Raw genomic sequence first — 14,973 nt, forward strand, 5'->3', positions numbered from 1 at the left:
GCCCTATTCGCCCTCCGCCAGCAGACGAATGAAGCGCCGCCCGAGCCCCGGCGCGAGCCGAATCGAAACATCATAGGGAGACGAGTCCCCCGTTGTCTCGACGATCAGTCCTCCCGGATAGGTTCCGCCACCAAGATGAATCGGAACCGACGTCCATGCACCATCCAAATCCTCCGACCACTGGACAAATAAGCTCCGACCCTCTCCCCCGGAGTGCGCCATTTCGAAACTCAAGCTCACGCCCGTATCCGTCTCGAATGCCATGAGCTTCGAGGCATCATCCACCCGAGGATCCCCGTTGAGCCACCACTCCAGCCCATTGGCCAGAGCATCTCCATCGGCATCTCCCTCAAAAGAAGCATCGACACCTAGACCCATCCTCCTCCCCCAGGCTTGGTACGCATCCAGCGCCACCACTTCGTCCCAACTCTCCGCCATTCGGATCTCGTCGTGCGCCACCGTCCGGCCATTGACGAATGCTCCAAATGATATGCCATTGAACGACAAATCGGCCACCGCACTGAGGGTGAGCGTCGGCACCATCGGTTCGTCCGACCCCTCGGGATTCCGATAAACCCGGATGTCATCCGCACCCGGTTGGAAATCGATCCGAACCACATAAAGATTCACCTCGGTGGTCCCCACACCCAAGGCCGTCTGAACGGAGTTGGGTGCCCTCAAGGCGACCTGACCACCGTCTTGATCATTGCCAATCCCGGCAATCCGCCCGCTGTCTCCCAGATCATCCCGGTGAAACTCAAACTCATAGAACTTGCTCGTTCCATCCGGTTGCTGAAGGAAACTCACATACAGAGTCGTGCCGTCCGCGCCAATCCGACCATTCGCATCCACATAGCCAGCCTGGCCAAAGGGTCCCGTGCTCGAAACATCTAAGCGGCGACCCACTCGGCACCCATTGGGCAACTTTGCGTGATTCCCCGTCGCCGATTCCAACAACTCCACTGGTGATCCTTCTGGTGCCCTCAAGCTGCCCTCCACCACATCCGCACTGCCTCCGTTCACCGTCACCCACGGCCCTTCCCAACCAAAGCCTGCCGCCCCACCCGAGAGACTCCCCAGTCCGACAGGATTCTCAAAACCCTCGTAGGCCAAAGCTCCCGATGCATGGGCGGGAGCGGTCGCTTGCAGAGAAACCTCATCCGCCAAAAACCGCGAATCCCCCGCCGACATCAGCACCAGAAATACCTCCGTTCCCAGATCTTCGGGTCCTAAAGTCAGCTGAGCCTCCAATCGCCGCCATCCCTCTTCCTGAGTGAGGGACGCTTCATCCGCCTCTCCGATTTGACTCCCCCCACTTCCCCCGGACCCTACGGTGACTCCTTTTCGGAATGACACGGAAACCACCCCCTCCGATCCTTCCTCCAATCTCAGCAACGAAGCACCTGCTTCAAGCGTCCGCCCCAGATCCCCCAGACCAACCCAACCCAACGATTGCACCAACCCGACGGTTTCACCCCCTGGGCTGAGTGCGACCGCTCCCGTGCCGAAAAACGCAGGATACCCTTCCTCTTCTGGGAAGGCATCTCCCGTGTCGTCCAAGAACCGCACCTCTCCTCCATTTCCTCCAAACACTTCCCAACCGAAAGCCTCCGTTCGGGAATCCATTTCCGCCGGCAAACCCTCCTCCAATCCCGGATTTCTCAAACTCGATGACATCGGCCCATCTTCGCTCCACGAAGAATCCAAACTCCGCCATCTCCCCTGTCCCAACCTGGCGACTCCACCTTCAGCCCGCAGCGATGGGCTCAGCGACCCATTCTCCGGCGCAATATAGTGACTCCCGAATTGCTCCCCCTCAAACACGAAGGCCTCCAAAGTCAATCGGTCCAACAACACGCGCAACCTCACCTTCCCCTCGCGGAGCGTCACCGGACCATCCACCAAGGAAGCCCAATCTCCCGCTTCATTCACAAAGGAAAGACTCCGACTCGCGGCCGTGTAGCGGATCGATGTCCCCGGCAAATCCAACACCACGGCATCCGCCGTACCCGGCTCCCATTCGAGGGAGAGATCGACCATCCTCGTTCCCGGCATTTCCGCCAAGGCATTCTCCCCAGGTGCCAAGTCCCCCGGCCCCACCGTCAGTTCCTCACCCACCAACGCATCCAACTCTGGTACCGGCCAGGCGCACAATCGCACTCCTTCCGAAGTCGTCTTCAGCGAAAGGTCACAAGGAATCGACATCTGCTGGTTAAAGGGCACCCCATACCGCGCCGAAGAATCCGGACCACCCGACATCCATCCCATCTGCACCACTCTTCCAGCCGGAGCCTGATTGAACGATTGGGCAGCATAAAAATTCCCATGGCTGGCATGCAGCGGACCCACCTCCGTCGTGAACGTCGTCCCATCAAAGGAACCAATTTCGTAGTCAAAGCTGGCGTCGTAAATCACCCACTTCGTTTCCTCGCGATCTCCGTCCACGGCCAAGGGAACCAAATCCATGCATTCAAACGCCCATGATCGCTCCAGATCGGATGCGAACGTCCAATCCGTGAGATTCGGCGAAGTCAACAACCGCACCCTACCTGGGTTCAACTGGACCCAAAGAACCATCACCCACCGCTGACTCGGTGCATGCCAGAAGACCTTGGGATCGCGCTCTCCCGCATCCAGACCCTGATTCGGCACCACCGCCCTCCCATGGTTCCAGTAGTTCCAATGCACTCCTCCATCCGTGCTGTAAGCCATCGCCTGATAGAAGGGCTCACGGGTCCCCGCGAATGTATAGAAAGCCACCAACGTCTTCCGGCTTCCCACTTGAACACCCAAATGATTGAACTCATCCACCACAGCACTTCCCGAGTAGATCGTCCCATACTGGCCATCGACTTGATAGGGTAACAGCGCATGGGGATGCTGACGCCAATGGATCATGTCCGGGCTCGTCGCATGCCCCCAGCTCATATTACCCCAGCCCGTTCCCACGGGATTGTGCTGGAAAAACAAATGGTAACTCTCTCCATCGAACACCATCCCGTTCGGATCGTTAAGCCAGTTCCGGCGCGAACTGAAGTGAAACTGAGGCCGCCATTCCTGATCATATCCCACAGGGGGAAGATCCACGACCGGCAAACCGGAAGTGATCTCGAACCCACCATCCGCCCCCGGCAAAGGCTCATCACTTCCCCGAAAATCGTCCACATTGATGTGCCCCCACCCCCCCGTCGCCTCATCAAACACCACAATCCGCGCCGTCTTTCCCAGCCACTCCTGCGCATCAAAACTCACCGGGACCATGCACTCACTCTGATGACCCGTCGCCATCACTCGCTCTTCGCCCTCGCACCACAATTTCACTCCCACCTGACTCCCGTCGCCACCACCGATTCGGAAACTCAGATAACGCCGAGAAATCAGAAACTCCTCTGAGGTCAAAGTCCCGGTCGCACCATCCCCCCGCGTTTCACCAGGCGCTCCCGATTGACCATCGTAGTTCTCGTAGCTCCCCACCCAAAAACCTCCCTGCACAAAAGCCGACTCCCTCCCTCGTGCGACCGGGTTGTCGCCCGCTGTCGGTTGCCGCGTCGAGAAGGCTGCCCCGCTGGCCGTCCAGTGATCAAGCGTCCCCGCCTCAAAATCCGAGTTGGGAAAAAGAAGAGTCACCTCTGCTTGAGAGAATAGGGACAAGGCCGGCAATGCCACGGCAAGGATCGACAAAAAACGCTGCATGAGAGTGGGTTTCCCGCGGAGGGGTTGACGGCACCATCTCCTCGCAATCCCCCCTTCCCCACAAGCGACGACCCACCCCAATTCCCTACGGGAATCACCAAGCTGCCATCACAGATACCCTAACCTGCCAGCCAGCCGCAACTTACCATCCCGCCCGCAGAATTTTCTCACTCACCTTTCCCATCACGGGAATATCGGGGGCAAACAACGAAATTCGATACTCCTCCAGTCGCCAGCCGTGCTCCCACAATCCAGGATTCTCCGGATCTCCCATCCACGCGGCATACCATGGTTCCCATAGCTCCCGAACCCGATCCATCTTCTCCAAATCCTTGCCGATCGGCAGACTCTTCAACCGGCCCAAGCGCGATTGAATCGCCTTCAGATACCTCCCATATCCCGAAAGCCGGGAAAACCCAGCTCTCCACGCAAATTCCCGGCGAAACAACCACGCCAATTCCTCCTCCAGATCATCAGCAATCTCTCCGAGATTTCGATCACCCCTCATCGCCACCAGCCGCTCCTTCACCGGCTGCAAGCCCTCAATTGCCCCGTCGAGAGACTCGGCGACCGCCACGGCCGAACGCCACCACTCCGACCGTGCACCTTCCACTCGGCGCTCAAATTCCTCCCCCGTCGCGACCCGTCCAGGACCCATCGCTCCCTCCGCAATCACCGGCAAGAGGTCCTCGAGCGGACACCCCATGCGAGGCAATTCCAATTTGGCCATCAATCCAAGAGGAAGCTTCTTCCGCACATAGACCAGTTGATCCTCCTGCCGCAACATCAGCAATCGCACGGTGCCGGCTCGGTGCGATTGCTCCGCCTCCCCTGCTGAAGAAAAGGCCCGGGTTCCCACCGATTTCCCCTCATCCGTCAATGCTGGAAAGGCCACGCCGGCCGACGTCGTCGCCTGCACAGGAAGCTCAAAATCAGGCCATGTCCGATGCCCCGTCGACTCCCACTCAAGATTCGCCGTCTCCTCGAAACGTTGCTCCATCAACGTCCCCAGCTTTTCCCTGAGAGCCGCCACCTCCGTCCCCAGGGCCAACTCACGACCCTCATCGTCACAAACCCAAACCTTCACCACCCACTCATCCGGCATCCGGGCGAGATCGAAATCCTCCGCCCGAACCCGGAAACCCGTCACCCGGCTCAACTCTTCAGCCAACTGCTCCTCCATCGCGCCTCTCTTTTCCACCGCCTCCCAGCGGTTCGCGAAATCTTCTGCTCGCTCGACTACCGGCTGACACGCCCGACGCAAATCCTTCGGCAATGATCGGATCATCCACTCCACCCGTTCCACCCGATTTCCTGCCACTCCCCACCCAGGAAGCCCCTCCGGCAAACCCGGTAACTGGTCGATGTGCACCCCCAGTGTCACGCCATCATCGCGAGCTCCCGGGTCACATTGGTAATACACTGCATACTCCTGCCCCCCATGAGAGATCCAATTCGGGAAACCCTCAAGATCCAGCGCCTCCAAGTCTTCCAGCACCACATCCTGACGCTCTGGAAGATGGTCATCCTCGTGAACCTTCCTCCACTGGTGAAATGCCTTCGCCGTGCTCATCCCCTCAGGAAGACAGCTCTCATAGTATTCGATCACCGCCTCGTCGCTCCACAGCCCGTCGCGACGACGCAACTTTCGCTCAAGATCGCTGATCTCCTCCCGGAGCTCCCTCAGACGATCAACGATCCTCGATTTGCCCTTCACCCCCCCCTGCATCAAGCCCTCTCGAATGAAGATCTTTCGTGCCGCAGCAGGATCAATGGGCCCAAAATGCACCCTCCGTCCGTGCACCACTGGAAGCCCTCCGCATACCACCGTCTCCCGCGCATACACGGCCCCTTGACCCTCCTCCCAGTGCCCATCCGAATACCGGCTACGACACAAATGTGGGGCCACCTGTTCAACCCAAGCGGGATCGATCCGCGCCAGTCGTCGGGCATACAAACGGGTGGTTTCCACCAACTCCATCCCCATCACCCACTCCCAACGCTTTCCCCCAAACAACCCGGAACCCGGAAACAGCGCGAAGAATCCTCCATTCGCAGAGCGGTAAGCTTTCTCCTCACGATCCCACAAACCAAATTGCCTCGGTACCCCCGCCAACAAGGCACGGTGAAAGGAGGGATAATCCGGCAAAGCGGAATCCTCCTCCTCCCGCTTTCGCCGATCCCCGCCAAATTCTCTCCGCACCAACTCCGCCAATTCATCGTGCACATTCGCCCACTCTTGGAGACGCCGATAATTCACGAAATTCTCGCGGCAGAACTTTCTCAATCGGTTGCCGTGCCAGCCTCTGCCCTTACGAAACTCCTGCAACGCTCTCCAAAGATTCAATAGCGAAAAGAAATCGCTCTCCTCATGCTTCCACTTAGAGTGCGCCTTGTCCGCCTCCTTTTGCTTTTCCTGAGGTCGCTCACGCGGGTCCTGAGTTTCAAGGCCCGCCACTACCGGCAAAACCGCCGCCAACACCCCCTCGTCCTGCGCCTCCATCAACATCCGCGCCAAACGAGGATCCACCGGCATTCTTGCCATCGTGCGACCCGCTTCGGTCAGCTGCTTGTCCCGATCGAGCGCACCCACTTCCCGCAACGTACGATAACCCTCGGAAATCGCCTTAGAAGCTGGAGGATCGAGAAACGGAAAATCCTCAATGTCCGGAAGCCCCAAGGATTTCATCCGCAGGATCACCCCCGCCAGCGAGCTTCTCCGAATCTCCGGATCCGTGAATTCCTGCCGGGAGGCCAAATTCTCTTCATCATAGAGACGCACGCAAACCCCCTCCCGGACACGCCCACAGCGGCCCTTCCGCTGGCGAGCGCTGGCTTGGCTCACCTCCTCGATCTGCAATCTCTGCACCCCCCGGGCCGGACTCCATCGGCTCACTCGAGCAACTCCCGTATCAATCACACACACAATCCGGGGAATCGTCAGCGACGTCTCCGCAACATTCGTTGCCAGAACCAACCGCCGCTTCGAGCCCGGATGAAACACTCGTTGCTGCTCCCCCAGACCGAGGCGGGCGAAAAGAGGCAGCACTTCCGTTTGACGATACTTTCGCCCCTCCAACGCATCCGCCACATCACGGATCTCCCGCTCTCCAGGCAAAAATACCAAAACATCCCCCATCTCCCCCGCATCGGTCAGCCAATCGACCGCCCTCACCACCGCCTGAGCCGCATCCTCATCCTCACCCGCCGGCATGAACACCTCCTCAACCGGAAACGTCCGACCTTCCGCCTCCACCACCGGACAGTTCCCAAAATAAACCGAAAACGCCCCCGCATCCAAAGTCGCTGACGAAATCACCAACTTCAAATCAGGCCGCCGCCCCAACAAGCGCTTCAAATACCCCAGCAAGAAATCAATATTCAGCGAGCGCTCATGGGCCTCATCAATGATCAACGCGTCGTAGCGCCGAAGATCCGGATCCCGCTGTGTTTCCGCCAGCAGGATTCCATCCGTCATGAACTTGATCCGCGTTTCACGCGTCGTCTTGTCCTCGAATCGCACCTGATATCCCACGAATCCCCCCAGCGGTACCTTCAACTCCTCAGCCACCCGCTCCGCCACACTTGCCGCCGCAATCCGACGCGGCTGGGTGCAACCTATCCACGCCCGGCGCCCCCGCCGAGCTTCTCCCAACGCCTCGACCACCATCTTAGGCAACTGCGTGGTTTTCCCGGAGCCGGTCTCAGACACCACCACCACTACCGAGTGCTCTCGAATCGCCGACACAATCTCGCGGCGCCGTGCCACCACCGGCAAAGCTTCGGGATAATTCCAATCAGGGAGGCCAGACTCCATCGCGCCGGGGGCTTAACGCAGCCCACCCCACTCCTCAAGTCCCGGGCACTCAGCTGATCAGAAAAAGATCCCGCCCCCTCTCCACCCCTCCACCCTCGCCCCATCCTAAACTCTCCGCGAAGCTTCGACATTTCTCTCGAGCATGCTTCTCCCTTTACCGCTCTTCCTTCGACGATCCCTCTTCAGCCAGCAACTGCTCATAGATGGACTTCACCTGCTCGGTCAGGTCGCATCCTTCTTCAGCGAACAGAACCAGCGGAATCGTGGATGACGAAAGCGCGTCGGAGTCAAAAATCAGTGCGCCAGAATCCCATTCATCACCAAAAATCTCCACCGCCCGTTGAAGCCTATCGATCTCAGATGGTGACATCTCGGCCTTACCCGTGATTTCAGACGACCTCACGAAGTGCAGGGAAGTCCATTGTCCCGTGCCCTCCACCACGAAAGGGGTTCCTGCCAGACCGGGATCGCTTTGATCCGATGGAGCAGGCACGACACCCAACGAAGCGGATGACCTTGAAAAACGGTCGCCAAACTGTCCGTTTTGGTCGCTCCGAGGCGAGAGAACTTCCAACGAATCCTCAACCCCGAACTCGGGCCTCAATGGGGGCTTTTCCGGTGGTTCATGGCGACCATCCAGAATCGAGAGCTGCAAGCCTTCAACAAAACGCTCGAACCCAATAATCACTATTAGCCCAAATAGAGCGACGAGAATGGCCATCGGCTTTTTCATCCAAATCGAACGCTGAAGAGGTCGAGCAGCTCATCGCATCGCTCACTGACCAGTTGTCCGATCTTGCACGCCAGCCGCTCGCAGTCGCGCTCGGCCTTGCTCGCCTCATCACCGACCGCCGTCCCGGAGGCACACCCTTCGGGCATGCGCACCTCGAGCCCCACCTTCCACTGGCTGACCAGCACAGGATGAATCCCTTCATCCTGCGCGATCTGTCTGCCGGGCTTCAACTGCTTGCGGGCCTCAAGGACCACCCATGCCTTGACCTCAACGCTCTGCGCTCCTCTCTTTCGTTTCACGGTTCTTCGGTTGACGAGTGCCACCCAGATCCTACCCCATCACAACAAACCCTCCAGCTCCGTTTGGTGGGACCGAATCATATCGTCCAATGTCTGCCACCGTGGCCGTCCCCATCAAAATTGAACGACGAAACCACATAAGGCGCTCAGCAATACAGAAACGCCGACTATGGAGCCTCACCGCTCCGGCGTGGAGAGGCCAGCATTTGACGAATAAGGAGCCATCGGAGGCCATTCAACTTCTTCAGGATCCTGAGGCTTCGCCGTCCCCTCGATAGTCGATCTACCAGCCTCGTCAGCCACCACGGATTGGTTAGCCAATTCACGGATCGTATGAACTCTTTGATTCCCTGGCAGCTCGGATTCGAGCCGATCAAGAACGCGATGACCCAACCCAACTTCCCCTCTTCTCATCGCAATCTCTGCGATCAGCAACTGAACCGACGGATCAACTCTTGCATTTCCAGGAAGCCGTTCATCAACGATCCTCTGAGCTTCTGAGTGCCTGCCTAGCCGCGTAAGAGCCAGTGCATACTCAATTTGAGGACCGGGAATGTCAGGAGTAAGATTGGCAGCAATTTCAAGGATTCCGATCGCATCTTCAACTTTCCCCTGGTCCAATTCAATCAGGGCTAGGAGGCGCTCCCCTGCAAACTTCACATCCGGCGCACCACCCCGCTCGCCCAAACCAATGAGAGATTTCGCACACCATTCGGCTTTGTCATTGTTCCCAACCTGAAGGTGTGCAATCCCAAGATTCGCCAAAGCCTTCCCATTCATTGGCTCCTGAAGGACCACATCTTCCCATAAGAGCACCGGTGACGAATAGACATGATTCCGAGACCAAGTCGCCGCCGACAATACGCCCAACAAGCTCATATAGATCAATGCGCATGAAACAGCATTAAGCACGAACGAGCAAGACGACAATGCCCTAACTAGCAATGATCCCAAAAGCGCGACCATAACACCAACTATCACCAAGGACGGAAGATACATTCTAAATTCAGCGTAGGGTTCCAGCGTCAGCGGCAATAATGAACTTGTCGGAGCCAACACGCCCAGGAAGACGATGGCTGCCAACCAGAGCCACCTCCGCCTTCTCCCACCAAGGAGCACCATCGCTCCGATTAGCATGAGAAATATTAGCGCAGGCAGCCATCTTTTTGCTTCACCCCAACCCAACGGCAGAGAGAAAAAATTCAGCGATGACGGCCAAAAAATGAGCCTCAAATACTTGAAAATGGCTGAGCATTGAAACCGCAGATATCCCAACGGGGTCTCCCAAAAAACACCTGATTCACCAAGTTCTTTCGTTCGAATTCCAGTAAAAATCCAACCAATGATCGCCACGAAAATCGCACCAAGAATCAAATAATACCAACCACGCTGCTTACCGAGACTTCTCCAGGTTGGGAAATGGACAAAGCTCTCGAATATTGGAGCAATTGCAATAAACACCACCCCGGATTCTTTGGACAGGGCAGACAAGATCCCGCAAGCTCCTGCTAGGCCTAACCACCTGCGAGAACTTCTTTCCTCCGCAATAAGGAGACACAACAAGCCCACCATAAGAAACAAAGACATGATAACCTCGGCCCTTTGGTAGATAAAACTCACAGCATTAGTCGGCAAGGGATGAAGCATCCACAATATTGCGCTGCACAAAGCCAACAATTTAGGGCATGCACAATTAAATCTTTTCGCCAACTTTGAAAGCAGCAAAAACCCCACGCATCCCGTGGTAAAATGGAGAACCAGATTCGTCATGCGATACCCAAAAGGATGCAATCCTGAAACCTGAAAGTCTATCCAGCTTATCATCCCAGTTACCGGTCGACGGTCGAATTGCAAAGAACTCTCGTGATCGCGGAAAAACACTGTTGGATTGAAGGACATCCTGAAATCAGCATTCCCTGGAATTGCTTCGATGTCATCAAAGAGAAAAGGGCCTCTCAAGCTCGGCGAGTAACAAACCATCAACAGCTGGAAGGAAATCGCGAAAGCCAAAGCGAGAACTATCCCTGTGCATTTGCACTCGAACAATGTAAGAATCCTGATGACATCCGGCTTATCAGGTGAACACTTGCCGGGATCGCGCGAAAGAGGAAAGTTCGGGTTCATAGATCAAACGGACAAGGTCTTGGCGGAAAATTTCGAATCGTCATCCCTGTCCATCTCAGCCCTACCCAGACTTTGGAGCAAGTCGGGATTTCTAGTTCTCCACAAATAGTTTTTATCGCCACGAACGAATTCCTCTACCAGTCACCCACTCCCGATCCTCAGGGGTTGTCACGAACCTCGCTTGCGTTCCGCGCCCAACGATGAATCATTCTCAAACTTCACCGAATTGAGGCGAAGAAGAATCTACCGGCCCCATTTGGAACCCATGTGCCCCTCTCCCCCTCCAAAAAAATATGCGATCATCATCGGAGCCGGTCCTGCTGGACTCACCGCAGCCTACGAGTTACTCACTCGCTCAGACATCATTCCAATCATTATTGAGCGAGATTCGCAAGTAGGTGGAATCTCAAAAACAGTCAACTACCGCGGCAACCGCATCGATATCGGCGGGCATCGATTCTTCTCAAAATCCGCTCAAATTGTTACCTGGTGGGAAAAGTTCTTTCCCGTTCAAGGCCAAGTTGCCTCGTCACCTGACAACCCTTTAAACTCTCCATTTAACTGCACAGGGGGACCTGATCCTGAGATCCAGGATCGGGTCTTCCTCGTGAGAAAGCGAATCTCTAGAATTTACTTTCTTAAGCAATTTTTCGCCTATCCCCTTCGCCCTACCTTCGAACTTTTCCACTCACTCGGATGGGGACGAACATTGAGAATACTGAGAGATTATCTGACAAGCAGAGCAAACCCAATCACTCCCGTCCTGTCCCTTGAGGACTTTTTTATTAATCGCTTTGGCAAGCATCTCTATCAAACCTTCTTCAAGGAATACACAGAGAAGCTTTGGGGCGTTCCCTGTAACCAAATCAAACCTGAATGGGGAGCCCAGCGCATCAAGGGGCTTTCGTTAAGGAAGGTTTTTCTTCATTCGCTTCGACGTCAAACCGACGACGCATTACAAGCAAAAACCGAGACAAGCCTTATTGAGCGCTTCCACTATCCGAAGTTCGGCCCCGGGCAACTGTGGGAAGCAGTTGCAGAAGAGATCCTGAAGTTAGGGGGGACAATTCACCTCAATCATTCTATCTCGAAAATACAAATCGAATCAAATAACGTCACCCATGTAGCCGCACTAGACAAGCAAGGCAATCAACTCGACTTCCCTGAGCCTGACCACGTCATTACCTCAATGCCGTTAAAGGATCTTTTTCATTGCGCTATCGGCAATATCCCTGATGAGGTACGAAACTCCGCAACCTCCCTTGAGTATCGAGACTTTCTCACCGTTGGATTATTATGCCAGACGAACGATATGCAAATAAAGAACCCCTTGGAGAGAGTCGATCCGCCCGACAATTGGCTCTACATACAAGAACCCAATGTGAAGATGGGGCGAGTTCAGATATTCAATAATTGGAGCCCGTTCATGGTAGCGGATCCCACGAAGCTCTGGCTGGGTCTGGAGTACTTTGCGACAGAGGGAGACTCGCTTTGGTCCCTTTCAGACGAGGAATTGATAAAATTAGGGACAAAGGAAATCGAAGACATCGGAGTAGTCAATCGATTGCAGATCGAAGACGCCACTGTCATTCGGCAAACCAAAGCGTATCCGTCCTATGCTGGAGGATACGAGAACATCGAGATGATTCGCGCCTTCTTAAATAGCATTTCAAATATTTATCCTGTCGGCCGGAATGGAGCTCATCGATATAACAATCAAGACCATTCAATGCTATCGTCCATGGCGGCTGTCGACTCCATTTTGAACCCTTCAATTCCCAAATCCAATATCTGGAGAGTCAATGCTGAACAGGAATATCATGAAATGACGAGAGCTGCCATTCAATCTAACGAGGACAATTAGATTTATCTTTAATTATTCGACTTCTCGAACGTTTTGAATCGCCGGATCCTTAAGAAGGGGAATGACCTTCAGGAGCCACGAATACATTCTTCTGCAGCTGCCTCAAGGAGTAGAGCCGATCCGGCTTCTTCGCCAGTTCCAGGCCACGCAGCAATCGCGCTCCGGTCTTTCGTTTTGCCGAAAACCATTCTCGGCACTCTAGAAAAACCTGCTCGACGAAGTCCCGCGTCCCGATCGCCGCGCCATCGGTGAAGTACCGCACCCGGCAGCGCAAATACTCCGCCTGCGGCAAACGCCCGCCCAGCGCCAGCACCTCCAGCGCCTTCTCCCGAGAAATCCTCCGTTTGCCCAGCTCCACCCCTGCCGCTCCCTTGGCCGATTCTTCTGCTTGAGCCCCTTCCGTCGCTGGGACCCCAAACAGCTCACACCGCCAGACACGAAGAGTTTCCAAAGTCTTCTGCCCTTTCGCATGAGCGTCTAATCCGCGTTTAGATCCCGTGAGCACCTTTCCTTGCTTTTCGGTTGTTTGCTTCGGGATCCCAAGCTCCGTCAGCCATTTCACCGCTGCAGCTGCCAGCTTTTCCCCCGCCACAGCCTCGGCGTAGCCGCACCAGCGATAATCCTTCGGATCTTCGCAGATTTTAGCCCGGACTGGATTGAGATCGATGTAAGCCGCCATCGTCTGCAAAGCCCGGCACTCCCCCTGCACCAGCACCGAACGGAATCGATCCTCCCACAAGGTTCCTCGCCGCTTGTGGCGACCATTGAACCATTGGGTGAATCGCTGTTTGAGCACCTTCATGAACTTGCTCACATCCCACATTCGGGAGAACCAGGATTCGCGCAGCTCCTCCGCCGCAGCATTCGCCCCCATCTCGCGGAAATGCTGCAACTGCCAGGCGAGATTCATCGCCTGCTGATCCCCCAAGCATTCTCGAACCAAGCTCACCAAGCGTTCATCGTCCGGCAGCGCTTCGTCTGAAGGACGCTGGGGGACCTCCACCAAGATGTGGAAGTGATTCGACATGATGCAATAGGCAACGACCCGGACGCCATACAGCCGCTCGTAGACCCGCATCAGCTTCACGAAATGATCCTTCTCGGCCGCTCCCAGCACAAACTCCCGATTCACCACGCGGGACACGCAATGGTAGTAAGCAACTTCAAGAGAAGCAGGAGCCATCATGCGGGGACGTCTCATGACGGGGAGGATAAAAAGTCGGCATCAATCACGCAAGATCTTTTTCCTTTTTAAGGGACAGGCATTTTCTTGCCTAATCCAAGCATCGCGAGTATTAGGCCAGCCAGCCACCAGTTCCGAAACAAGGCAGCGACAGCTAAGCCAACACCGAAAACGACTACGGGAGCGCCCAATCTCAATGCCCATGACTCGCGATATTGAAAGACTGGCTGCATTTGATCAGAAGAAATTGAAGTCACCAGAACTCGTTCCCCACACCTGCTCGAAATCCCAAAAGCCAACATCGACCCGCAAGGAGGCCTGCGCATACCATCCTGCAGAATAGGTCCTGCTCGACCAACCCTCAAGAAGGTCAACGTCGAGCTGTGCAAAGGCACCCCCTTCAGCAAATGCGTTTTTCAATCCCGGAATCGATCCTGCTCCGGGCAGGCTACCTCGGAGGCCGATCTTCCCATTGATCCCCAGATGCAGCTCTTCCCACTCAGAAGTATCAGGTTCATGGCAATAGGTCCACGAAGTCGATACTGCGCCTGATAATCCTCCGACAACTTGGAAAACACCAAGAAAGCTAGGCGACTTCAGGGTCAATGATGCAGCGGGAGCACCGCTAACTGTTACGCAGCAACAATCAGCTGAGAGACTAACTTGCCCCCCAACCCAGAATGTAACGAGATCATTGCTTACAATGTCTTTTCTCAGTCGATAGGTTTTCTTGAATTTCTGTTTTGCGTCGGGCTTAAATCTCTCGAACTCTGCTTCTAGAGCCTCTTTCATCGCGTCCGATGCCTCTTGAAGACCCCGCTCGATCTCGTCGCCGAAGGCTTCGAATGGTTCGGCGAGAAGCCTTGCGATCTCTTGTTCGATCCACGAGTTCCCCAAATAGTCGTAGCCATTCACCGGTGAGTTTGGCCCAAATCGATACAGATTCACTCCTCCCTCTTCCCCGATTGGATCTCTAGATGACCACCTCCCCGTCACCGGGTCGTAATAACGGTAGCCGTAATAGTAGAGACCCGTCTCCTCATCCTGATATTTCGTCGAAAATCCGATGCTTGGTAGTTTGGTGGTAGATGCTGGGGCGAGTTTCTCAACCATCACCGCGTTTCCAAAGGGATCGTAGTCCATCCGCTGCACCACCGTCCCGCTGCCATCCGTCCAAGCGAGGATGTTGCCATTCGCATCGTAGCTCGGAATGTAGTGCTCCAGGCTGCTCGTGGAGTTGTGGTAGGTGCAGGCGATCAG

At 55.6% G+C, this 14,973-nt stretch carries 8 protein-coding genes; 1 reads left to right on the top strand and 7 read right to left on the bottom strand.

Features of this window, described 5'->3' with window-relative positions; all coding sequences use genetic code 11:
- Window positions 1–3 precede the first annotated feature (3 nt).
- The 5 genes from HNR46_RS08170 to HNR46_RS08190 all read right to left on the bottom strand — a co-directional run bounded on the left by HNR46_RS08170 (window position 4) and on the right by HNR46_RS08190 (window position 10,666).
- Window positions 4–3,693, bottom strand: coding sequence for a glycoside hydrolase family 32 protein (locus HNR46_RS08170; protein ID WP_184017615.1), 3,690 nt, complete (start codon window positions 3,691–3,693; stop codon window positions 4–6).
- Window positions 3,694–3,835: 142 nt separating this feature from the next.
- Window positions 3,836–7,510, bottom strand: coding sequence for an ATP-dependent RNA helicase HrpA (hrpA, locus tag HNR46_RS08175; protein WP_184017617.1), 3,675 nt, complete (start codon window positions 7,508–7,510; stop codon window positions 3,836–3,838).
- A 154-nt stretch (window positions 7,511–7,664) separates the two neighbouring features.
- Window positions 7,665–8,003 (bottom strand): hypothetical protein, encoded by a 339-nt coding sequence (locus tag HNR46_RS08180; protein WP_184017619.1) that lies wholly within the window; start codon window positions 8,001–8,003, stop codon window positions 7,665–7,667.
- A gap of 236 nt (window positions 8,004–8,239) precedes the next feature.
- On the bottom strand, window positions 8,240–8,542 hold the full coding sequence (locus HNR46_RS08185; RefSeq protein ID WP_184017621.1) for a hypothetical protein: 303 nt from the start codon (window positions 8,540–8,542) through the stop codon (window positions 8,240–8,242).
- Between the two features lie 177 nt (window positions 8,543–8,719).
- Window positions 8,720–10,666 carry a hypothetical protein gene (locus tag HNR46_RS08190; RefSeq protein ID WP_184017623.1) on the bottom strand — a complete coding sequence of 649 codons (1,947 nt, stop codon included), beginning with the start codon at window positions 10,664–10,666 and terminating at the stop codon, window positions 8,720–8,722.
- A 265-nt stretch (window positions 10,667–10,931) separates the two neighbouring features.
- Here HNR46_RS08190 and HNR46_RS08195 point away from each other — a divergent pair, with 265 nt between their 5' ends.
- A complete protein-coding gene (locus tag HNR46_RS08195; RefSeq protein WP_184017624.1) occupies window positions 10,932–12,530 on the top strand; it encodes an NAD(P)/FAD-dependent oxidoreductase in 1,599 nt (532 codons plus the stop codon).
- A gap of 49 nt (window positions 12,531–12,579) precedes the next feature.
- Here the strand turns inward: HNR46_RS08195 and HNR46_RS08200 are convergent, their stop codons facing one another.
- Both HNR46_RS08200 and HNR46_RS08205 read right to left on the bottom strand, forming a co-directional pair.
- Window positions 12,580–13,731, bottom strand: a complete 1,152-nt coding sequence (locus HNR46_RS08200; RefSeq protein ID WP_184017626.1) for a transposase — start codon at window positions 13,729–13,731, stop codon at window positions 12,580–12,582.
- Window positions 13,732–13,950: 219 nt separating this feature from the next.
- Window positions 13,951–14,973: RHS repeat domain-containing protein (locus HNR46_RS08205; protein WP_184017628.1), on the bottom strand; the 1,023-nt coding region annotated here is incomplete at its 5' end.

Source organism: Haloferula luteola, from assembly GCF_014201715.1.
Lineage (GTDB): Bacteria > Verrucomicrobiota > Verrucomicrobiia > Verrucomicrobiales > Akkermansiaceae > Haloferula > Haloferula luteola.